The sequence below is a fragment of the Escherichia sp. B1147 genome, assembly GCF_001660175.1.
In the GTDB taxonomy this organism is placed as follows: domain Bacteria; phylum Pseudomonadota; class Gammaproteobacteria; order Enterobacterales; family Enterobacteriaceae; genus Escherichia; species Escherichia whittamii.
On sequence record NZ_LFHY01000003.1, the window covers coordinates 180,859 to 201,779 of the forward strand.

At 52.3% G+C, this 20,921-nt stretch carries 20 protein-coding genes and 3 tRNA genes; 22 read left to right on the forward strand and 1 reads right to left on the reverse strand.

Translation table 11 applies throughout. From position 1 onward, the window contains the following. Positions 1–109: 109 nt before the first annotated feature. The 3 genes from A9180_RS02100 (at position 110) to A9180_RS02110 (ending at position 529) form a co-directional block, all read left to right on the forward strand. Positions 110–185 (forward strand) — tRNA-Gly (locus A9180_RS02100). A gap of 157 nt (positions 186–342) precedes the next feature. Then, positions 343–418: transfer RNA gene (locus A9180_RS02105), tRNA-Gly, on the forward strand. Between the two features lie 35 nt (positions 419–453). Continuing rightward, positions 454–529 (forward strand) — tRNA-Gly (locus A9180_RS02110). 269 nt (positions 530–798) lie between these two features. On the opposite strand, the gene queG is transcribed toward A9180_RS02110, so the two are convergent. Further along, positions 799–1,938: a tRNA epoxyqueuosine(34) reductase QueG gene (queG, locus tag A9180_RS02115; RefSeq protein ID WP_064525783.1), complete on the reverse strand. Its 1,140-nt coding sequence runs from the start codon at positions 1,936–1,938 to the stop codon at positions 799–801. Here queG and nnr point away from each other — a divergent pair. The 19 genes from nnr (at position 1,937) to A9180_RS02210 (ending at position 20,919) form a co-directional block, all read left to right on the forward strand. Then, entirely contained in the window at positions 1,937–3,484 is a 1,548-nt protein-coding gene (nnr, locus tag A9180_RS02120; RefSeq protein ID WP_074399411.1) for a bifunctional ADP-dependent NAD(P)H-hydrate dehydratase/NAD(P)H-hydrate epimerase, read from the forward strand. The two genes, queG and nnr, sit on opposite strands and share 2 nt — an antisense overlap. Next, positions 3,456–3,917, forward strand: coding sequence for a tRNA (adenosine(37)-N6)-threonylcarbamoyltransferase complex ATPase subunit type 1 TsaE (gene tsaE / locus A9180_RS02125; RefSeq protein WP_064525784.1), 462 nt, complete (start codon positions 3,456–3,458; stop codon positions 3,915–3,917). The genes nnr and tsaE overlap by 29 nt, the downstream gene beginning before the upstream one ends. Positions 3,918–3,935: 18 nt before the next feature. Next, positions 3,936–5,273 carry an N-acetylmuramoyl-L-alanine amidase AmiB gene (gene amiB, locus A9180_RS02130; protein WP_064525786.1) on the forward strand — a complete coding sequence of 446 codons (1,338 nt, stop codon included), beginning with the start codon at positions 3,936–3,938 and terminating at the stop codon, positions 5,271–5,273. 9 nt (positions 5,274–5,282) lie between these two features. Beyond that, entirely contained in the window at positions 5,283–7,148 is a 1,866-nt protein-coding gene (gene mutL, locus A9180_RS02135; RefSeq protein WP_064525788.1) for a DNA mismatch repair endonuclease MutL, read from the forward strand. Then, positions 7,141–8,091 carry a tRNA (adenosine(37)-N6)-dimethylallyltransferase MiaA gene (gene miaA, locus A9180_RS02140; RefSeq protein ID WP_001280345.1) on the forward strand — a complete coding sequence of 317 codons (951 nt, stop codon included), beginning with the start codon at positions 7,141–7,143 and terminating at the stop codon, positions 8,089–8,091. Before mutL ends, miaA begins: the two co-directional genes overlap by 8 nt. Positions 8,092–8,176: 85 nt before the next feature. Beyond that, the gene (gene hfq, locus A9180_RS02145; RefSeq protein WP_001051883.1) at positions 8,177–8,485 is read left to right on the forward strand and encodes an RNA chaperone Hfq; all 309 of its coding nucleotides are present in this window, start codon (positions 8,177–8,179) and stop codon (positions 8,483–8,485) included. A gap of 76 nt (positions 8,486–8,561) precedes the next feature. After that, positions 8,562–9,842 carry a ribosome rescue GTPase HflX gene (gene hflX / locus A9180_RS02150; RefSeq protein ID WP_000460360.1) on the forward strand — a complete coding sequence of 427 codons (1,281 nt, stop codon included), beginning with the start codon at positions 8,562–8,564 and terminating at the stop codon, positions 9,840–9,842. Positions 9,843–9,928: 86 nt separating this feature from the next. Further along, positions 9,929–11,188 carry an FtsH protease activity modulator HflK gene (gene hflK, locus A9180_RS02155; RefSeq protein WP_001517623.1) on the forward strand — a complete coding sequence of 420 codons (1,260 nt, stop codon included), beginning with the start codon at positions 9,929–9,931 and terminating at the stop codon, positions 11,186–11,188. A 2-nt stretch (positions 11,189–11,190) separates the two neighbouring features. Beyond that, the gene (hflC, locus tag A9180_RS02160; RefSeq protein WP_064525789.1) at positions 11,191–12,195 is read left to right on the forward strand and encodes a protease modulator HflC; all 1,005 of its coding nucleotides are present in this window, start codon (positions 11,191–11,193) and stop codon (positions 12,193–12,195) included. 81 nt (positions 12,196–12,276) lie between these two features. After that, positions 12,277–12,474 (forward strand): DUF2065 domain-containing protein, encoded by a 198-nt coding sequence (locus tag A9180_RS02165; RefSeq protein ID WP_001089300.1) that lies wholly within the window; start codon positions 12,277–12,279, stop codon positions 12,472–12,474. A gap of 103 nt (positions 12,475–12,577) precedes the next feature. After that, positions 12,578–13,876: an adenylosuccinate synthase gene (gene purA / locus A9180_RS02170; protein ID WP_064525791.1), complete on the forward strand. Its 1,299-nt coding sequence runs from the start codon at positions 12,578–12,580 to the stop codon at positions 13,874–13,876. A gap of 206 nt (positions 13,877–14,082) precedes the next feature. Beyond that, the gene (gene nsrR / locus A9180_RS02175) at positions 14,083–14,508 is read left to right on the forward strand and encodes a nitric oxide-sensing transcriptional repressor NsrR (protein WP_001177639.1); all 426 of its coding nucleotides are present in this window, start codon (positions 14,083–14,085) and stop codon (positions 14,506–14,508) included. A 38-nt stretch (positions 14,509–14,546) separates the two neighbouring features. Next, positions 14,547–16,988 (forward strand): ribonuclease R, encoded by a 2,442-nt coding sequence (gene rnr, locus A9180_RS02180; RefSeq protein WP_064525793.1) that lies wholly within the window; start codon positions 14,547–14,549, stop codon positions 16,986–16,988. Positions 16,989–17,168: 180 nt separating this feature from the next. Then, positions 17,169–17,900 carry a 23S rRNA (guanosine(2251)-2'-O)-methyltransferase RlmB gene (rlmB, locus tag A9180_RS02185; RefSeq protein ID WP_001293282.1) on the forward strand — a complete coding sequence of 244 codons (732 nt, stop codon included), beginning with the start codon at positions 17,169–17,171 and terminating at the stop codon, positions 17,898–17,900. A gap of 126 nt (positions 17,901–18,026) precedes the next feature. Then, on the forward strand, positions 18,027–18,428 hold the full coding sequence (locus A9180_RS02190) for a YjfI family protein (RefSeq protein WP_064525794.1): 402 nt from the start codon (positions 18,027–18,029) through the stop codon (positions 18,426–18,428). Positions 18,429–18,446: 18 nt separating this feature from the next. Next, positions 18,447–19,145, forward strand: coding sequence for a PspA/IM30 family protein (locus tag A9180_RS02195; protein WP_064525796.1), 699 nt, complete (start codon positions 18,447–18,449; stop codon positions 19,143–19,145). A 50-nt stretch (positions 19,146–19,195) separates the two neighbouring features. After that, positions 19,196–19,855, forward strand: coding sequence for a YjfK family protein (locus A9180_RS02200; RefSeq protein ID WP_064525798.1), 660 nt, complete (start codon positions 19,196–19,198; stop codon positions 19,853–19,855). 17 nt (positions 19,856–19,872) lie between these two features. Then, the gene (locus A9180_RS02205; RefSeq protein WP_064525800.1) at positions 19,873–20,271 is read left to right on the forward strand and encodes a DUF350 domain-containing protein; all 399 of its coding nucleotides are present in this window, start codon (positions 19,873–19,875) and stop codon (positions 20,269–20,271) included. A gap of 9 nt (positions 20,272–20,280) precedes the next feature. Then, on the forward strand, positions 20,281–20,919 hold the full coding sequence (locus A9180_RS02210) for a DUF1190 domain-containing protein (protein ID WP_064525802.1): 639 nt from the start codon (positions 20,281–20,283) through the stop codon (positions 20,917–20,919). Positions 20,920–20,921 lie beyond the last annotated feature (2 nt).

Below are 20,921 nucleotides of genomic sequence, written 5' to 3' on the forward strand. Positions count from 1 at the left end.
TTCAAAAAATTTTTTTTAGGGGGGTTGCAGAGGGAAAGATTTCTCGTATAATGCGCCTCCCGTAACGACGCAGAAATGCGAAATTACGAAAGCAAAAATTAAGTAGTACGCGGGAATAGCTCAGTTGGTAGAGCACGACCTTGCCAAGGTCGGGGTCGCGAGTTCGAGTCTCGTTTCCCGCTCCAAAATTTGAAAAGTGCTGAAAGGCACAGACCACCCAATCGCAGTATTTCGAATTGCGACAAGGCGGCAACTGAACGAATCCTTCGGAGCTTACAAAAGTAAGTGACTAAGGTGAGTGAAGGCAGCCAAGGCAGTAGCGCTTCGAAAGACGAAGATTAAGCGGGAATAGCTCAGTTGGTAGAGCACGACCTTGCCAAGGTCGGGGTCGCGAGTTCGAGTCTCGTTTCCCGCTCCAAAATTTGAAAGTGCTGAAAGGCACAGGCCACCCAAGCGGGAATAGCTCAGTTGGTAGAGCACGACCTTGCCAAGGTCGGGGTCGCGAGTTCGAGTCTCGTTTCCCGCTCCAAATTCTTCTCCCAATAAAATATCCACAGCGACGCGATGCGTTATTGCTGGTTTTTGTTGTCTCTGACAAACTCTTGTAAACAGAGTTATCCACAGGTCCGGGCCGTAATCTTAATTTCAGAAAAACTTCGCACGGTGAATAGTAATTTTTTAACTTGTTGATATATAAGTTGAAAATTAAGATTACGTTTTGTCGTATCGATCACTTGACGATGATATTCGTCTTGAATTGCAATGCGTTTTTATTTTTATTCACAAGCTGTGGATGAATCAGGCGTCACGTGGCAGTCCCTTTTCAATTACACGAACCAGACGCTGTTTTTTCGGTAATTGCACTTCGACCACGCTGGTATTTCGTCTCTCGATTTGCTGCGCAATCGCCCACGCTATGTGTTCATCGAGAAGTGGGTGCTCACCTTTACGACTTTCCAGCGCCGTCAGAATCGCTTCATCCCATGGCGCATTTCCTAATGCTACGGCGATATTACGCAGCCAGCGTAGGTGGCCAATACGACGAATCGCCGACCCTTCCGTTATTTTTAAGAACTTCTCTTCGCTCCAGGCGAATAACTCAATGAGTTCCGGTGCGTGTAGTGGTTTGCGCGGGCTGAAATCGTCTTCAGTTGTCAGTTGTGAATAGCGATTCCACGGGCAGATAAGCTGGCAGTCATCGCAACCGTAAATACGGTTTCCCATTAACGGGCGTAACTCTTCCGGGATTGACCCTTCCAGTTCTATCGTCAGATAAGAAATGCAGCGGCGAGCATCGACGGTATATGGCTCGACGATGGCCCCTGTCGGGCAAATCGTCATACAGGCGACGCATTTACCGCATCCTTCCTCGACCGGGTGATCCACAGGCAGCGGAATATCGACCAGCAGTTCACCTAAAAAGAAGAACGAACCAGCCTCGCGATTGAGGATAAGTGAGTGCTTACCTGTCCAGCCAAGTCCTGCTTTTTCAGCTAACGGGCGCTCAAGAACAGGCGCAGAATCGACAAACGGTCTAAAATTCAGCGAAACACAATGTTGCTGAATCATCTCGCCCAGCTTTTTAAGTCGGTTGCGCAGAAGCTTGTGATAGTCACGGCCCAGCGCATAACGGCTAACATAGCCGAGTTTGGGATTTTTCAGCGTGCTGGCAAATGCGGCGTTGGCAGGAAGATAATTCATCCGTACGCTGATTACGCGCAGTGTACCGGGCAATAATTCGTGAGGGCGGGCGCGCAGCATACCGTGGCGCGCCATCCAGTCCATTTCGCCATGGTATTGTTTGTCCAGCCATGCTTGCAGTTTTGGCTCGGACTCGCTGAGATCGGTATCGGTAATACCTACCTGCTGAAAGCCCAGTTCCAGCCCCCATTGTTTAATTTTTTGCGCTAATTGATTGAAATCGAGGGGCTCTGACATGACGGACCATACAATGAAGAAAAACCCCGTAAGTATACCACACACCGTCTGGCACGCCGATGATATCCGACGCGGCGAACGCGAGGCGGCCGATGCGATGGGGCTAACACTCTATGAGTTGATGCTTCGCGCTGGCGAAGCCGCATTTCAGGTGTGTCGTTCGACTTATCCTGACGCCCGCCACTGGCTGGTGCTGTGCGGCCATGGCAATAACGGCGGCGATGGCTACGTGGTCGCGCGGCTGGCAAAAGCGCTCGGCATTGAGGTTACGCTGCTGGCCCAGGAGAGTGACAAACCGTTACCGGAAGAGGCCGCGCTGGCACGCGAGGCATGGTTAAACGCGGGAGGCGAAATCCATGCGACGAATATTGTCTGGCCCGAGTCGGTGGAGCTGATAGTTGATGCGCTGCTCGGCACCGGATTGCAGCAAGCGCCTCGTGAATCTATTAGCCAATTAATCGACCATGCTAATACCCATCCCGCGCCGATTGTGGCGGTTGATATCCCTTCCGGCCTGTTGGCAGAAACCGGCGCCACGCCAGGTGCGGTGATCAACGCTTCTCACACTATCACCTTTATTGCTCTGAAACCTGGCTTGCTCACCGGGAAAGCGCGGGATGTTACCGGACATCTGCATTTTGACTCTCTGGGGCTGGATAGCTGGCTGGCAGGTCAGGAGACGAAAATTCAACGGTTTTCTGCTGAACAACTTTCTCACTGGCTGAAACCGCGTCGCCCGACATCGCATAAAGGCGAGCACGGGCGACTGGTGATTATCGGCGGCGATCACGGCACGGCGGGCGCTATCCGCATGACGGGCGAAGCAGCGCTACGTGCTGGTGCTGGTTTAGTCCGAGTGCTGACTCGCAGTGAAAACATTGCGCCACTGCTGACTGCACGCCCGGAATTGATGGTGCACGAACTGACTATGGACTCTCTTACCGAAAGCCTGGAATGGGCCGATGTGGTGGTGATTGGCCCTGGTCTGGGTCAGCAAGAGTGGGGGAAAAAAGCCCTGCAAAAAGTTGAGAACTTTCGCAAACCGATGTTGTGGGATGCCGATGCATTGAACCTGCTGGCAATCAATCCCGATAAGCGTCACAATCGCGTGATCACGCCGCATCCTGGCGAGGCCGCACGGTTGTTAGGCTGTTCCGTCGCTGAAATTGAAAGTGACCGCTTACATTGCGCACAACGTCTGGTACAACGTTATGGTGGCGTGGCGGTGCTTAAAGGTGCCGGAACCGTGGTCGCTGCGCATCCTGACGCCTTAAGTATTATTGATGCCGGAAATGCAGGCATGGCCAGCGGCGGCATGGGCGATGTACTCTCTGGTATTATTGGTGCATTGCTTGGGCAAAAATTGTCGCCGTATGATGCAGCGTGCGCGGGCTGTGTCGCACACGGTGCGGCAGCTGACGTACTGGCGGCGCGTTTTGGAACGCGCGGAATGCTGGCAACCGATCTCTTTTCCACGCTACAGCGTATTGTTAACCCGGAAGTGACTGATAAAAACCATGATGAATCGAGTAATTCCGCTCCCTGATGAGCAGGCAACATTAGAGCTGGGCGAGCGGGTAGCGAAAGCCTGCGAAGGCGCGACTGTAATCTATCTGTACGGCGATTTAGGCGCAGGTAAAACCACCTTTAGCCGGGGCTTTTTACAGGCTCTGGGCCATCAGGGTAATGTCAAAAGCCCCACTTATACGCTGGTCGAACCCTATACGCTCGACAACTTAATGGTTTATCACTTTGATTTGTACCGCCTTGCCGATCCCGAGGAGCTGGAGTTTATGGGGATCCGCGATTATTTTGCCAACGATGCCATCTGCCTGGTGGAGTGGCCACAACAAGGTACAGGTGTTCTTCCTGACCCGGACGTCGAAATACACATTGATTATCAGGCACAAGGCCGTGAGGCGCGCGTGAGTGCTGTCTCCTCTGCGGGTGAATTGTTGCTGGCGCGTTTAGCCGGTTAACCTTTGAAAGGTGGCGGGATGATGTATCGCATCAGAAATTGGTTGGTAGCGACGTTGGTGCTGCTGTGCGCGCAGGCTGGCGCCGCTACGCTCTCTGATATTCAGGTTTCTAACGGCAATCAACAGGCGCGGATAACGTTGAGTTTTATTGGCGATCCTGATTATGCCTTTAGCCATCAAGGTAAACGTACTGTAGCGCTCGATATCAAACAAACCGGTGTGATTCAGGGGCTGCCGTTGTTGTTCAGCGGTAATAACCTGGTGAAAGCTATTCGCTCTGGTACACCAAAAGATGCGCAAACGCTGCGGCTGGTGGTCGATCTCACCGAAAATGGCAAAACCGAAGCGGTGAAGCGGCAGAATGGCAGCAATTACACCGTCGTCTTTACGATTAACGCCGATGCGCCACCACTGCCCCCTCCGCCGCCTGTGGTTGCTAAGCGCGTTGAGACTCCGCCAGTGGTTGCCCCGCGTGTCAGTGAACCGGCGCGCAATCCGTTTAAAACGGAAAGCAACCGTACTACGGGCGTTATCAGCAGCAATACGGTGACGCGTCCGGCAGCCCGCGCGACGGCTAACACTGGCGATAAAATTGTCATCGCTATTGATGCCGGACACGGCGGCCAGGACCCTGGCGCTATCGGCCCCGGCGGCACGCGTGAGAAAAATGTCACCATCGCCATTGCACGTAAATTGCGCACCTTGCTCAATAACGATCCCATGTTTAAGGGCGTTTTAACCCGTGACGGGGATTACTTTATCTCGGTGATGGGGCGCAGTGATGTGGCACGTAAGCAAAACGCCAATTTCCTCGTGTCGATTCATGCCGATGCCGCACCAAACCGTAGTGCCACCGGCGCTTCCGTATGGGTGCTCTCAAACCGTCGTGCGAACAGCGAAATGGCAAGCTGGCTGGAACAGCATGAGAAGCAGTCGGAGCTATTGGGCGGGGCGGGTGACGTGCTGGCCAATAGTCAGGCAGATCCGTACCTAAGCCAGGCGGTGCTGGATTTACAATTCGGTCATTCCCAGCGGGTAGGGTATGATGTGGCTACCAATATGATCAGTCAGTTGCAACGCATTGGCGAAATTCATAAACGCCGACCAGAACACGCTAGTCTCGGTGTTCTGCGTTCGCCGGATATCCCGTCAGTACTGGTCGAAACTGGTTTTATCAGCAATAACAGCGAAGAACGTTTGCTGGCGAGCGACGATTACCAACAACAGCTGGCAGAAGCCATTTACAACGGCTTGCGCAATTACTTCCTTGCGCATCCGATGCAGTCTGCGCCGCAGGGTGCATCGGCACAAACTGCCAGCACGGTGACGACGCCAGACCGCACGCTGCCAAACTAAGGAAGATTGATGCCAATTCAGGTCTTACCGCCACAACTGGCGAACCAGATTGCCGCAGGTGAGGTGGTCGAGCGACCTGCGTCGGTAGTCAAAGAACTGGTGGAAAACAGCCTCGATGCGGGTGCGACGCGCATTGATATTGATATCGAACGTGGCGGGGCGAAACTCATCCGCATTCGTGATAACGGCTGCGGTATCAAAAAAGACGAGCTGGCGCTGGCGCTGGCGCGTCATGCCACCAGTAAAATCGCCTCTCTGGACGATCTCGAAGCTATTATCAGCCTGGGCTTTCGCGGTGAGGCGCTGGCGAGTATCAGTTCAGTTTCCCGTCTGACGCTCACTTCGCGTACCGCGGAGCAGCAGGAAGCCTGGCAGGCCTATGCCGAAGGCCGCGATATGGACGTGACGGTGAAACCGGCGGCCCATCCGGTGGGAACGACGCTGGAGGTGTTGGATCTGTTCTACAATACCCCGGCGCGGCGCAAATTCCTGCGCACCGAGAAAACTGAATTTAACCATATTGATGAAATTATCCGCCGCATCGCGCTGGCGCGTTTCGACGTCACTATCAATCTGTCGCATAACGGCAAAATAGTGCGCCAGTACCGCGCAGTACCGGAAGGCGGGCAAAAAGAACGCCGTTTAGGGGCGATTTGCGGCACCGCTTTTCTCGAACACGCGCTGGCGATCGAATGGCAACACGGCGATCTCACTCTGCGCGGCTGGGTGGCTGATCCGAATCACATCACGCCCGCACTGGCGGAAATTCAGTATTGCTACGTAAATGGGCGCATGATGCGCGATCGCCTGATTAATCACGCGATCCGCCAGGCCTGCGAAGACAAACTGGGCGCCGATCAGCAACCGGCGTTTGTGCTGTATCTCGAGATCGACCCGCATCAGGTGGACGTCAACGTCCATCCGGCAAAACACGAAGTGCGCTTTCATCAGTCGCGGCTGGTGCATGATTTTATCTATCAGGGCGTGCTGAGTGTGCTGCAACAGCAACTGGAAACGCCTTTGCCGTTGGAAGATAACGCCCAGCCAGCACCGCGCCATATACCGGAAAACCGCGTGGCAGCAGGACGTAATCACTTTGCTGAACCGGCAGTTCGTGAGCCAGTGGCTCCGCGTTACTCTCCGTCTTCATCTCCTGCGCCCGCAACAAGTAGTGGTAGCCGTCAGGCCGCCCCGTGGCCGAACGCGCAACCGGGCTACCAGAAACAGCAAGGCGATGTGTATCGCCAGCTGTTGCAAACGCCTGCACCGATGCACAAACCAAAAGTACAAGAATCGCAGGAACTTACGCTGGCTGCGAATGGTCAAAGCTTTGGTCGGGTGCTGACTATCGTCCATTCGGACTGTGCGCTGCTGGAACGTGACGGCAACATTTCACTTTTAGCCCTGCCGGTGGCGGAACGTTGGTTACGTCAGGCGCAGTTAACGCCGGGGGATGTGCCGGTCTGCGCCCAGCCGCTGCTTATTCCGCTGCGGCTAAAAGTCTCTGGTGAAGAAAGATCGGCCTTAGAAAAAGCGCAGTCTGCACTGGCGGAATTAGGTATTGAATTTCAGTCCGATGCGCAGCATGTGACCATCAGGGCCGTGCCTTTACCCTTACGCCAACAAAATTTACAAATCTTGATTCCTGAACTGATAGGCTACCTGGCGAAGCAGTCCGTATTCGAACCTGGCAATATTGCGCAGTGGATTGCACGAAATCTGATGAGCGAACATGCGCAGTGGTCGATGGCACAGGCCATTACCCTGCTGGCGGACGTAGAACGGTTATGTCCGCAGCTTGTGAAAACGCCGCCGGGTGGTCTGTTACAATCTGTTGATTTACATCCGGCGATAAAAGCCCTGAAAGATGAGTGATATCAGTAAGGCGAGCCTGCCTAAGGCGATTTTTTTGATGGGGCCGACGGCCTCCGGTAAAACGGCGTTAGCCATTGAGCTGCGTAAAATTTTACCAGTAGAGTTGATAAGCGTTGATTCAGCCCTTATTTACAAAGGGATGGATATCGGGACGGCGAAGCCGAACGCTGAAGAGTTACTCGCTGCGCCGCACCGATTGCTGGATATTCGCGATCCGTCACAGGCTTATTCGGCCGCTGATTTTCGCCGCGATGCGCTGGCGGAGATGGCCGATATCACGGCGGCGGGGCGAATCCCACTGTTAGTGGGCGGTACGATGTTGTATTTCAAGGCGTTGCTGGAAGGGTTGTCGCCACTACCGTCGGCGGACCCGGAAGTACGGGCCAGAATTGAGCAACAGGCGGCAGAGCAAGGTTGGGAGTCATTGCATCGTCAACTTCAGGAGGTAGATCCGGTTGCGGCAGCAAGGATTCATCCAAATGATCCACAAAGGCTTTCCCGAGCACTGGAAGTTTTTTTCATTTCGGGTAAAACTTTAACGGAACTGACGCAAACGTCAGGAGACGCTCTACCGTATCAGGTGCATCAGTTCGCCATCGCCCCGGCGAGCCGTGAACTGCTCCATCAACGAATTGAGCAGCGTTTTCATCAGATGTTGGCTTCAGGTTTTGAAGCAGAAGTCCGGGCTCTTTTTGCCCGAGGAGATTTGCATACGGACTTGCCTTCCATTCGTTGCGTGGGTTATCGCCAGATGTGGTCTTACCTTGAAGGCGAAATCTCATACGATGAAATGGTTTATCGAGGTGTTTGCGCCACGAGACAGTTGGCGAAGCGGCAGATAACCTGGCTGCGTGGTTGGGAAGGGGTTCACTGGCTTGACAGTGAAAAACCAGAACAGGCGCGTGACGAAGTATTACAGGTTGTTGGTGCTATCGCAGGCTGAATGTGTACAATTGAGACGTATCGTGCGCAATTTTTTCAGAATCGAAAGGTTCAAAGTACAAATAAGCATATAAGGAAAAGAGAGAATGGCTAAGGGGCAATCTTTACAAGATCCGTTCCTGAACGCACTGCGTCGGGAACGTGTTCCAGTTTCTATTTATTTGGTGAATGGTATTAAGCTGCAAGGACAAATCGAGTCTTTTGATCAATTCGTGATCCTGTTGAAAAACACGGTGAGCCAGATGGTTTATAAGCACGCGATTTCTACTGTTGTCCCGTCTCGCCCGGTTTCTCATCACAGTAACAACGCCGGTGGCGGTACCAGCAGTAACTACCATCACGGTAGCAGCGCGCAGAATACTTCCGCGCAACAGGACAGCGAAGAAACCGAATAAGGTTTCGGGCTGTTTTTTTTACACGGGGAGCCAGCGATCCTGCGTTCCCCGCTGATCTATTTAGAGGGTTATACGCTTGTTTGACCGTTATGATGCTGGTGAGCAGGCGGTACTGGTACACATCTATTTTACGCAAGACAAAGATATGGAAGACCTCCAGGAGTTTGAATCTCTGGTTTCTTCCGCCGGTGTCGAAGCATTGCAGGTGATTACCGGTAGCCGTAAAGCGCCGCACCCAAAGTATTTTGTAGGTGAAGGTAAAGCAGTTGAAATTGCGGAAGCCGTAAAAGCGACGGGTGCTTCGGTCGTTCTTTTTGACCATGCCCTGAGCCCGGCGCAGGAGCGTAACCTGGAGCGTTTGTGCGAGTGTCGTGTCATCGACCGCACCGGCCTTATTTTAGATATTTTTGCCCAACGTGCGCGTACTCATGAGGGTAAGTTGCAGGTTGAGCTGGCGCAGTTGCGCCATCTGGCTACGCGCCTGGTGCGTGGCTGGACCCACCTTGAAAGACAGAAAGGCGGGATCGGTTTGCGTGGTCCTGGTGAAACCCAGCTCGAAACCGACCGTCGTTTGTTGCGTAATCGCATCGTACAGATACAGTCGCGCCTGGAAAGAGTTGAAAAGCAGCGTGAGCAGGGGCGGCAATCGCGTATCAAAGCCGACGTTCCTACTGTTTCGCTGGTGGGATATACCAACGCCGGTAAATCTACCCTTTTCAATCGCATCACCGAAGCGCGGGTCTATGCGGCAGACCAGTTGTTTGCCACCCTCGACCCGACGTTGCGGCGTATTGACGTCGCAGATGTCGGTGAAACCGTGCTGGCGGATACCGTAGGGTTTATTCGCCATTTGCCGCACGATTTGGTGGCGGCATTTAAAGCCACGTTACAAGAGACGCGGCAAGCCACACTGCTGCTACATGTGATTGATGCGGCAGATGTGCGTGTACAAGAAAACATCGAAGCGGTGAATACGGTTCTTGAAGAGATCGATGCTCACGAGATCCCAACTCTGCTGGTGATGAACAAGATCGATATGCTGGAAGATTTCGAACCGCGTATTGATCGGGACGAAGAGAATAAACCGATCCGTGTCTGGCTTTCCGCGCAGACCGGAGCGGGGATACCACAGCTTTTTCAGGCTTTGACGGAGCGGCTTTCCGGTGAGGTGGCGCAGCATACATTGCGTCTGCCGCCGCAGGAAGGGCGTCTGAGAAGTCGTTTTTATCAGCTTCAGGCAATAGAAAAAGAGTGGATGGAGGAGGACGGCAGTGTAAGTCTGCAGGTTCGTATGCCGATCGTTGACTGGCGTCGCCTCTGTAAACAAGAACCGGCGTTGATCGATTACCTGATCTAACCGGCAAAGTGTCTGAAGCGTGGAGTCATATCCTCTGGCGTCGAAAGACAACAGGGATCACCGCATAACAAATATGGAGCACAAACATGGCGTGGAATCAGCCCGGTAATAACGGACAAGACCGCGACCCGTGGGGAAGCAGCAAACCTGGCGGCAACTCTGAGGGAAATGGAAACAAAGGCGGTCGCGATCAAGGGCCACCTGATTTAGATGATATCTTCCGCAAACTGAGCAAAAAACTCGGTGGTCTGGGCGGCGGTAAAGGCAGCGGTTCTGGCGGTGGTAGTTCATCGCAAGGCCCGCGCCCGCAGCTTGGCGGTCGTGTCGTTACCATCGCAGCGGCAGCGATTGTCATTATCTGGGCGGCCAGTGGTTTCTACACCATTAAAGAAGCCGAACGCGGCGTGGTAACACGCTTTGGTAAATTCAGCCATCTGGTTGAACCTGGTTTGAACTGGAAGCCGACGTTTATCGACGAAGTAAAACCGGTGAACGTGGAAGCCGTGCGTGAACTGGCTGCTTCCGGTGTGATGCTGACATCGGACGAGAACGTGGTGCGCGTTGAGATGAACGTGCAGTACCGCGTCACTAATCCGGAAAAATACCTGTATAGCGTGACCAGCCCGGATGACAGTCTGCGTCAGGCAACCGACAGCGCCCTGCGTGGGGTTATCGGTAAATACACCATGGACCGCATTCTGACGGAAGGTCGTACCGTAATTCGTAGCGATACTCAGCGCGAACTGGAAGAGACTATCCGCCCGTATGACATGGGTATCACTCTGCTGGACGTCAACTTCCAGGCAGCTCGTCCGCCGGAAGAAGTAAAAGCGGCGTTTGACGATGCGATTGCCGCGCGTGAAAACGAACAGCAATACATTCGTGAAGCAGAAGCGTATACCAACGAAGTTCAGCCGCGTGCAAACGGTCAAGCGCAACGTATCCTCGAAGAGGCTCGTGCGTACAAGGCCCAGACCATCCTGGAAGCCCAGGGTGAAGTGGCGCGCTTTGCTAAACTTCTGCCGGAATATAAAGCTGCGCCGGAAATTACTCGCGAGCGTCTGTATATCGAGACGATGGAAAAAGTGTTGGGCAACACCCGCAAAGTGCTGGTTAACGATAAAGGTGGCAACCTGATGGTTCTGCCGTTAGACCAGATGCTGAAAGGCGGCAATGCGCCTGCGGCGAAGAGCGACAACGGTGCCAGCAACCTGCTGCGTCTGCCGCCAGCCTCTTCCTCCACAACCAGTGGAGCAAGCAACACGTCGTCCACCAGTCAGGGCGATATTATGGACCAACGCCGCGCCAACGCGCAGCGTAACGACTACCAGCGTCAGGGGGAATAACGATGCGTAAGTCAGTTATCGCGATTATCATCATCGTGCTGGTAGTGCTTTACATGTCTGTCTTTGTCGTCAAAGAAGGTGAGCGCGGTATTACGCTGCGTTTTGGTAAGGTACTGCGTGACGATGACAACAAACCTCTGGTTTATGAGCCGGGTCTGCATTTCAAGATACCGTTTATTGAAACGGTGAAAATGCTCGACGCGCGTATTCAGACCATGGACAACCAGGCCGACCGCTTTGTGACCAAAGAGAAGAAAGACCTGATCGTCGACTCTTACATCAAATGGCGCATCAGCGATTTCAGTCGTTACTACCTGGCAACGGGCGGTGGCGACATTTCGCAAGCGGAAGTGCTGTTGAAACGTAAGTTCTCTGACCGTCTGCGTTCTGAAATTGGTCGCCTGGACGTGAAAGACATCGTCACCGATTCCCGTGGTCGTCTGACCCTGGAAGTGCGTGACGCGCTGAACTCCGGTTCTGCGGGTACAGAAGATGAAGTTACTACCCCTGCGGCAGATAACGCCATTGCCGAAGCGGCAGAGCGCGTGACGGCTGAGACGAAGGGCAAAGTTCCGGTCATCAACCCGAACAGTATGGCGGCGCTGGGTATTGAAGTTGTCGATGTGCGTATTAAGCAGATCAACCTGCCGACCGAAGTGTCTGAAGCGATCTACAACCGTATGCGCGCCGAGCGTGAAGCGGTAGCACGTCGTCATCGTTCACAAGGTCAGGAAGAAGCAGAAAAACTGCGTGCGACTGCTGACTATGAAGTCACCAGAACGCTGGCAGAAGCAGAGCGTCAGGGCCGTATCATGCGCGGTGAAGGCGATGCTGAAGCTGCCAAGCTGTTTGCAGACGCATTCAGCAAGGATCCAGACTTCTATGCGTTCATTCGTAGCCTGCGTGCTTATGAGAACAGCTTCTCTGGCAATCAGGACGTGATGGTCATGAGCCCGGACAGCGATTTCTTCCGCTACATGAAGACGCCGAGCTCCACGACGCGTTAAGATAACGACCGCGGTACAGGTGAATAAAACCACCGCATCCTCAGGGATGTCGGTGGTTTTCTTTTTCTATAAGGATAATGAATGAATTCGACAATCTGGCTGGCGCTTGCTCTGGTTTTGGTGCTGGAAGGTTTAGGGCCGATGCTTTACCCACAGGCGTGGAAGAAGATGATTTCTGCAATGACTAATTTACCCGATAATATTTTACGTCGTTTTGGCGGTGGACTTGTGGTTGCGGGCGTTGTGGTCTACTACATGTTGAGGAAAACGATTGGCTGAACAAAAAATAGACTGACTAAGGTCATTTTTGGATGCAAAAAGTGCTGTAACTCTGAAAAAGCGATGGTAGAATCCATTTTTAAGCAAACGGTGATTTTGAAAAATGGGTAACAACGTCGTCGTACTGGGCACCCAATGGGGTGACGAAGGTAAAGGTAAGATCGTCGATCTTCTGACTGAACGGGCTAAATATGTTGTACGCTACCAGGGCGGTCACAACGCAGGCCATACTCTCGTAATCAACGGTGAAAAAACCGTTCTCCATCTTATTCCATCAGGTATTCTCCGTGAGAATGTAACCAGCATCATCGGTAACGGTGTTGTGCTGTCTCCGGCTGCGCTGATGAAAGAGATGAAAGAACTGGAAGACCGTGGCATCCCCGTTCGTGAGCGTCTGCTACTGTCTGAAGCATGTCCGCTGATCCTTGATTATCACGTTGCGCTGGATAACGCGCGTGAGAAAGCGCGTGGCGCGAAAGCGATCGGCACCACGGGTCGTGGTATCGGGCCTGCTTATGAAGATAAAGTGGCACGTCGCGGTCTGCGTGTTGGCGACCTTTTCGACAAAGAAACCTTCGCTGAAAAACTGAAAGAAGTGATGGAATATCACAACTTCCAGTTGGTTAACTACTACAAAGTTGAAGCGGTTGATTACCAGAAAGTTCTGGATGATACGATGGCTGTTGCCGACATCCTGACTTCCATGGTGGTTGACGTTTCTGACCTGCTCGACCAGGCGCGTCAGCGTGGCGATTTCGTCATGTTCGAAGGTGCGCAGGGTACGCTGCTGGATATCGACCACGGTACTTATCCGTACGTAACTTCTTCCAACACCACTGCAGGTGGCGTGGCGACCGGTTCCGGCCTGGGCCCGCGTTATGTTGATTACGTTCTGGGTATCCTCAAGGCTTACTCCACTCGTGTAGGTGCAGGTCCGTTCCCGACCGAACTGTTTGATGAAACTGGCGAGTTCCTCTGCAAGCAGGGTAACGAATTCGGCGCAACTACGGGTCGTCGTCGTCGTACCGGCTGGCTGGACACCGTTGCTGTTCGTCGTGCAGTACAGCTGAACTCCCTGTCTGGCTTCTGCCTGACCAAACTGGACGTTCTGGATGGCCTGAAAGAGGTGAAACTCTGCGTGGCTTACCGTATGCCGGATGGCCGCGAAGTGACGACCACTCCGCTGGCAGCTGACGACTGGAAAGGTGTAGAGCCGATTTACGAAACCATGCCGGGCTGGTCTGAATCCACCTTCGGCGTGAAAGATCGTAACGGCCTGCCGCAGGCGGCGCTGAACTACATCAAGCGCATTGAAGAGCTGACCGGTGTGCCGATCGATATCATCTCTACCGGCCCGGATCGTACTGAAACCATGATTCTGCGCGACCCGTTCGACGCGTAATTCTGGTACGCCCGGCAGATATTTTGCCTGCTGGGCTAACAGTGTGATACATTGCTGTGTCGGGTAAGCTATTACGCTATCCGACACAGTGTTAAATCCTCGCTTTTTTCCTTCCCCAAACTGAAATAAATTAGCGACACAGCTTGTGGCTGGTTTATCATCAATATAAATGTATTTTTTCCCGATTTCCCTTTTTTGAGGTTGATGTGCAGTTAACGAGTTTCACTGATTACGGATTACGCGCGCTGATCTATATGGCATCATTGCCAGAAGGGCGGATGACCAGTATTTCTGAAGTGACTGACGTCTACGGCGTCTCCCGTAATCATATGGTCAAAATAATCAATCAACTTAGTCGTGCCGGCTACGTGACTGCTGTTCGTGGAAAAAATGGCGGCATTCGTCTTGGTAAACCGGCGAGTGCGATACGTATTGGTGATGTGGTGCGCGAGCTGGAGCCCTTATCGCTGGTGAATTGCAGCAGTGAGTTTTGCCACATTACACCTGCCTGTCGGTTGAAGCAGGCACTTTCTAAGGCCGTGCAAAGTTTTCTTACGGAACTGGATAACTACACGCTTGCCGATTTGGTTGAAGAGAATCAACCGCTTTATAAATTATTGCTGGTGGAGTGACGAAAATCTTCATCAGAGATGACAACGGAGGAACCGAGATGTCACAAGATCCTTTCCAGGAACGCGAAGCTGAAAAATACGCGAATCCCATCCCTAGTCGGGAATTTATCCTCGAACATTTAACCAAGCGTGAAAAACCGGCCAGCCGTGATGAGCTGGCAGTAGAACTGCACATTGAAGGCGAAGAGCAGCTTGAAGGCCTGCGTCGCCGCCTGCGCGCGATGGAGCGCGACGGTCAACTGGTCTTCACCCGCCGTCAGTGCTATGCGCTGCCGGAACGCCTCGACCTGGTGAAAGGTACCGTTATTGGCCACCGTGATGGCTACGGCTTTCTACGGGTTGAAGGACGTAAAGATGATTTGTATCTCTCCAGCGAGCAGATGAAAACCTGCATTCATGGCGATCAGGTGCTGGCGCAACCGCTGGGTGCTGACCGTAAAGGCCGCCGTGAAGCGCGAATAGTCCGCGTACTGGTGCCAAAAAACAGCCAGATTGTTGGCCGCTATTTTACCGAAGCGGGCGTCGGCTTTGTGGTTCCTGATGATAGCCGTCTGAGCTTCGATATTTTAATCCCGCCCGATCAGATCATGGGCGCGCGGATGGGCTTTGTGGTCGTTGTCGAACTGACTCAACGCCCGACTCGCCGTACCAAAGCGGTGGGTAAAATCGTCGAAGTGCTTGGCGATAACATGGGTACTGGCATGGCGGTCGATATCGCTCTGCGCACCCATGAAATTCCGTACATCTGGCCGCAGGCTGTTGAGCAACAGGTTGCCGGGCTGAAAGAAGAAGTGCCGGAAGAAGCAAAAGCTGGCCGTGTTGATCTGCGCGATTTACCGCTGGTCACCATTGATGGCGAAGACGCCCGTGACTTTGACGATGCGGTTTACTGCGAGAAAAAACGCGGCGGCGGTTGGCGTTTGTGGGTCGCAATTGCCGACGTCAGTTACTATGTGCGTCCGCCAACACCGCTGGACAGCGAAGCGCGTAACCGTGGTACTTCGGTCTACTTCCCGTCACAGGTTATCCCGATGCTGCCGGAAGTGCTCTCTAACGGCCTGTGCTCGCTCAACCCGCAGGTAGATCGCCTGTGTATGGTGTGCGAGATGACGATTTCGTCGAAAGGTCGCCTGACTGGCTACAAATTCTACGAAGCGGTGATGAGCTCTCACGCGCGTCTGACCTACACCAAAGTCTGGCATATTCTGCAGGGCGATCAGGATCTGCGCGAGCAGTACGCGCCGCTGGTTAAGCATCTCGAAGAGCTGCATAACCTCTATAAAGTGCTGGATAAAGCCCGTGAAGAACGCGGTGGGATCTCGTTTGAGAGCGAAGAAGCGAAGTTTATTTTCAACGCTGAACGCCGTATTGAGCGTATCGAACAGACTCAGCGTAACGACGCACACAAGTTAATTGAAGAGTGCATGATTCTGGCGAATATCTCGGCGGCGCGTTTCGTTGAGAAAGCTAAAGAACCGGCACTGTTCCGTATTCACGACAAGCCGAGCACCGAAGCGATTACCTCTTTCCGTTCAGTGCTGGCGGAGCTGGGGCTGGAACTGCCGGGGGGTAATAAGCCGGAACCGCGTGACTACGCGGAACTGCTGGAGTCTGTTGCCGACCGTCCTGACGCAGAGATGCTGCAAACTATGCTGCTGCGCTCGATGAAACAGGCGATTTACGATCCGGAAAACCGCGGTCACTTCGGTCTGGCATTGCAGTCCTATGCGCACTTTACCTCGCCGATTCGTCGTTATCCTGACCTTACGCTGCACCGCGCCATTAAGTATCTGCTGGCGAAAGAGCAGGGGCATCAGGGCAACACCACTGAAACCGGTGGCTACCATTATTCGATGGAAGAGATGCTGCAACTGGGCCAGCACTGTTCGATGGCAGAACGTCGTGCCGATGAAGCAACGCGCGATGTGGCTGACTGGCTGAAGTGTGACTTCATGCTCGACCAGGTAGGTAACGTCTTTAAAGGCGTGATTGCCAGCGTTACTGGCTTCGGCTTCTTTGTCCGCCTGGATGACCTGTTCATTGATGGTCTGGTCCACGTCTCTTCGTTGGACAACGACTACTATCGCTTTGACCAGGTGGGTCAACGTCTGATGGGCGAATCCAGTGGTCAGACTTACCGCCTGGGCGACCGCGTGGAAGTTCGCGTCGAAGCGGTTAATATGGACGAGCGCAAAATCGACTTTAGTCTGATCTCCAGTGAACGCGCACCACGTAACGTTGGTAAAACCGCGCGCGAGAAAGCGAAAAAAGGCGATGCCGGCAAAAAAGGCGGTAAGCGTCGTCAGGTAGGCAAAAAGGTAAACTTTGAGCCAGATAGCGCCTTCCGTGGTGAGAAAAAAGCGAAGCCGAAAGCGGTGAAGAAAGACGCGAAAAAAGCGAAAAAGCCATCGGCTAAAACACAAAAAATAGCCGCTGCGACCAAAGCGAAGCGTGCGGCGAAGAAAAAAGTGGCAGAGTGATCAATACCCTCTTCAAACAGAAGAGGGTCAGATTGCTGACAAAATGCGCTTTGTTCATGCCGGATGCGGCGTGAACGCCTTATCCGGCCTACATAATCACGCAAATTCAATATATTGCAGGGATCATGTAGGCCTGATAAGCGTAGCGCATCAGGCAAAACGTAAACAACGAGTACATTAATGAGCGAAATGATTTACGGCATCCACGCAGTGCAGGCCCTGCTGGAGCGCGCCCCTGAACGTTTTCAGGAAGTCTTTATTTTAAAAGGCCGTGAAGATAAACGTCTGTTACCGCTGATTCACGCCCTTGAGTCTCAGGGCGTGGTTATCCAGTTGGCAAATCGGCAATATCTCGACGAGAAAAGCGACGGTGCCGTGCATCAGGGCATTATCGCCCGCGTGAAGCCTGGACGGCAGTATCAGGAAAACGATCTGCCGGATCTGATCGCTTCGCTCGATCAACCGTTCCTGCTGATCCTCGACGGTGTAACCGATCCGCATAATCTCGGTGCGTGCCTGCGTAGCGCGGATGCCGCTGGCGTTCATGCGGTAATTGTGCCGAAAGATCGCTCCGCACAGCTCAACGCCACGGCGAAAAAAGTGGCCTGCGGCGCGGCAGAAAGTGTTCCGCTGATTCGGGTGACTAACCTGGCGCGCACCATGCGGATGTTGCAGGAAGAGAATATCTGGATCGTCGGTACGGCAGGTGAAGCGGATCATACGCTCTATCAGAGCAAAATGACCGGACGCCTGGCGCTGGTAATGGGCGCAGAAGGTGAAGGTATGCGTCGCCTGACCCGTGAACATTGCGATGAGTTGATCAGCATCCCGATGGCCGGAAGCGTTTCTTCGCTGAACGTTTCGGTTGCGACCGGAATTTGCTTATTTGAAGCGGTGCGTCAGCGCAGCTAATCCCTCTGATTTAAGAAAAACCATCCAGATTTGGATGGTTTTTTTTTATCTATAGCTGGTAAGATAATTACGCTCTACAAATATTCATTTTATTAATAATTAGCTTTAATCTATATGGAATAATATATGACATGGAATCCGTTGGCGCTGGCGACGGCGCTGCAAACTGTACCTGAACAAAATATTGATATAACGAATAGCGAAAACGCATTAATTATTAAAATGAATGATTATGGCGATTTGCAGATCAATATTCTTTTTACTTCCCGCCAGATGATTATCGAAACTTTTATTTGCCCGGTAAGTTGTATCAGCAATCCGGATGAATTTAATACCTTTTTATTAAGAAATCAGAAGATTATGCCGCTGTCATCGGTGGGGATCTCCAGTGTGCAACAGGAAGAGTATTACATCGTTTTCGGGGCGTTATCGCTTAAATCTTCCCTTGAAGACATCCTGCTGGAGATAACCACGCTGGTGGATAACGCATTGGATCTGGCTGAAATTACTGAAGAATATTCACACTAATTACAAGGAAAAGTATTTATGGGGATTTTAAAAAGTTTATTTACGCTGGGTAAATCTTTTATCTCTCAGGCAGAAGAATCCATTGAAGAAACCCAGGGTGTACGGATGCTGGAGCAACATATTCGCGACGCTAAAGCTGAACTGGATAAAGCGGGAAAATCGCGCGTCGATCTGCTGGCGCGAGTGAAATTAAGCAACGACAAACTGAAAGATTTACGCGAACGTAAAGCTGGTCTGGAAGCCCGTGCGCTGGAAGCGTTAAATAAGAACGTTAATCCGTCGTTGATTAACGAGGTCGCTGAAGAAATCGCCCGCCTTGAGAATCTCATTACCGCTGAAGAACAAGTATTGTCGAATCTGGAAGTCTCCCGTGATGGCGTGGAAAAAGCCGTTGCGGCGACGGCACAGCGTATTGCCCAATTTGAGCAACAAATGGAAGTCGTTAAAGCGACTGAAGCCATGCAGCGTGCGCAGCAGGCCGTAACGACCTCGACCGTTGGCGCCTCTTCCAGCGTTTCGACAGCGGCAGAGTCATTAAAACGCCTGCAAACGCGTCAGGCTGAACGTCAGGCTCGACTGGATGCCGCCGCACAGCTGGAAAAAGTCGCAGACGGTCGCGACCTTGACGAAAAGCTGGCGGAAGCCGGAATTGGCGGCACCAATAAAAGCAGCGCCCAGGATGTGCTGGCAAGACTGCAACGCCAACAGGGCGAGTAATTTTTTTGCCAGCCTTACTAAAAGACTGGCAACTATTTTAAGGATAAAATATGTCTGGTTTTTTCCAGCGCCTGTTTGGCAAGGATGATAAGCCTGCTATTACTCGCGGTCCGCTGGGACTCCATCTCAATAGTGGCTTTACGCTCGACACATTAGCGTTTCGTTTACTGGAAGATGAATTGCTGATTGCGTTGCCGGGGGAAGAATACACAGTGGCCGCCGTCAGCCACATCGATCTGGGCTGTGGTAGCCAGATTTTCCGCTACTACACTTCGGGCGATGAATTTCTGCAAATCAATACTACTGGCGGCGAAGATATTGATGACATTGATGATATCAAGCTCTTTGTCTACGAAGAGAGCTACGGCATCAGCAAAGAGAGTTACTGGCGCGAGGCGATCAACGCCAAAGCGATGGGGGCGGTGACCTTAAACTGGCAGGAAAAATGCTGGCAGAGATTTTTTAACAGCGAAGAATCGGGAAATATTGAACCCGTCTACATGCTGGAAAAAGTAGAAAATCAAAACCATGCCAAATGGGAAGTGCATAATTTTACCATGGGCTACCAACGGCAAGTGACCGAAGATACTTACGAATATTTGCTTTTAAATGGTGAGGAATCTTTTAACGATCTCGGCGAGCCGGAGTGGCTATTTTCGCGCGCTCTGGGTGTCGATATCCCACTGACATCACTTCATATTATTGGTTAATTACAGGGACGTTTATAATGCATATACTGGATTCACTCCTTGCTTTTAGCGCCTATTTTTTTATCGGCGTGGCGATGGTAATTGTTTTTCTTTTTATCTATTCCAAAATTACTCCGCATAATGAATGGCAGTTGATCAAGAATAATAACACTGCGGCGTCGCTGGCGTTCAGCGGTACATTGTTGGGCTACGTGATCCCGTTATCCAGTGCGGCAATTAACGCGGTGAGCATCCCGGATTATTTCGCCTGGGGGGGTATCGCTCTGGTGATTCAGTTACTCGTTTTTGCTGGCGTCAGACTTTATATGCCGGCATTAAGCGATAAAATTATTAATCACAACACTGCGGCAGGAATGTTTATGGGAACCGCCGCGCTGGCTGGCGGTATTTTTAACGCAGCTTGTATGACATGGTAATGGACGATCATGGCCAGAAAACGCAAATCAAGAAATAACAGTAAAATTGGTCACGGAGCGATCAGTCGCATTGGTAGACCCAATAATCCTTTTGAGCCACGTCGCAATCGCTACGCACAAAAATATCTCACGCTGGCGATTATGGGCGGCGCAGTTTTTTTAGTGATCAAAGGATGGAGTGAAAGTAGCGATGTCGATAACGACGGTGACGGAACGTTTTATTCGACAGTGCAGGATTGTATTGATGACGGTAATAATGCAGACATTTGCGCGCGTGGCTGGAACAACGCCAAAGCGGCATTTTATGCCGATGTACCGAAGAATATGACTCAGCAAAATTGTCAGTCTAAGTATCAAAATTGCTATTACGACAATATCGAACAGAGTTGGATCCCGGTCGTTTCTGGATTTTTGTTAAGCCGGGTTATTCGTAAAGATCGCGATGAGCAGTTCGTCTATAACAGCGGCGGATCCTCATTTGCTTCGCGACCCGTCTGGCGCAATACTTCCGGTGATTACTCCTGGCGCTCCGGCTCTGGTAAAAAAGAGTCTTACTCTACTGGTGGTTTTACCACCAAAAAAGCCTCGACTGTTTCTCGCGGCGGCTATGGTCGCTCGTCCAGTGCCCGCGGGCATTGGGGAGGCTAATC

Bases quoted from the DNA above. Each gene is read 5' to 3' on its own strand.
- nnr (WP_074399411.1), top strand. From the start codon at position 1,937: ATGACGGACCATACAATGAAGAAAAACCCCGTAAGTATACCACACACC.
- queG (WP_064525783.1), bottom strand. From the start codon at position 1,938: ATGTCAGAGCCCCTCGATTTCAATCAATTAGCGCAAAAAATTAAACAA.
- tsaE (WP_064525784.1), top strand. From the start codon at position 3,456: ATGATGAATCGAGTAATTCCGCTCCCTGATGAGCAGGCAACATTAGAG.
- amiB (WP_064525786.1), top strand. From the start codon at position 3,936: ATGATGTATCGCATCAGAAATTGGTTGGTAGCGACGTTGGTGCTGCTG.
- mutL (WP_064525788.1), top strand. From the start codon at position 5,283: ATGCCAATTCAGGTCTTACCGCCACAACTGGCGAACCAGATTGCCGCA.
- miaA (WP_001280345.1), top strand. From the start codon at position 7,141: ATGAGTGATATCAGTAAGGCGAGCCTGCCTAAGGCGATTTTTTTGATG.
- hfq (WP_001051883.1), top strand. From the start codon at position 8,177: ATGGCTAAGGGGCAATCTTTACAAGATCCGTTCCTGAACGCACTGCGT.
- hflK (WP_001517623.1), top strand. From the start codon at position 9,929: ATGGCGTGGAATCAGCCCGGTAATAACGGACAAGACCGCGACCCGTGG.
- hflC (WP_064525789.1), top strand. From the start codon at position 11,191: ATGCGTAAGTCAGTTATCGCGATTATCATCATCGTGCTGGTAGTGCTT.
- A9180_RS02165 (WP_001089300.1), top strand. From the start codon at position 12,277: ATGAATTCGACAATCTGGCTGGCGCTTGCTCTGGTTTTGGTGCTGGAA.
- purA (WP_064525791.1), top strand. From the start codon at position 12,578: ATGGGTAACAACGTCGTCGTACTGGGCACCCAATGGGGTGACGAAGGT.
- rnr (WP_064525793.1), top strand. From the start codon at position 14,547: ATGTCACAAGATCCTTTCCAGGAACGCGAAGCTGAAAAATACGCGAAT.
- rlmB (WP_001293282.1), top strand. From the start codon at position 17,169: ATGAGCGAAATGATTTACGGCATCCACGCAGTGCAGGCCCTGCTGGAG.
- A9180_RS02190 (WP_064525794.1), top strand. From the start codon at position 18,027: ATGACATGGAATCCGTTGGCGCTGGCGACGGCGCTGCAAACTGTACCT.
- A9180_RS02195 (WP_064525796.1), top strand. From the start codon at position 18,447: ATGGGGATTTTAAAAAGTTTATTTACGCTGGGTAAATCTTTTATCTCT.
- A9180_RS02200 (WP_064525798.1), top strand. From the start codon at position 19,196: ATGTCTGGTTTTTTCCAGCGCCTGTTTGGCAAGGATGATAAGCCTGCT.
- A9180_RS02205 (WP_064525800.1), top strand. From the start codon at position 19,873: ATGCATATACTGGATTCACTCCTTGCTTTTAGCGCCTATTTTTTTATC.
- A9180_RS02210 (WP_064525802.1), top strand. From the start codon at position 20,281: ATGGCCAGAAAACGCAAATCAAGAAATAACAGTAAAATTGGTCACGGA.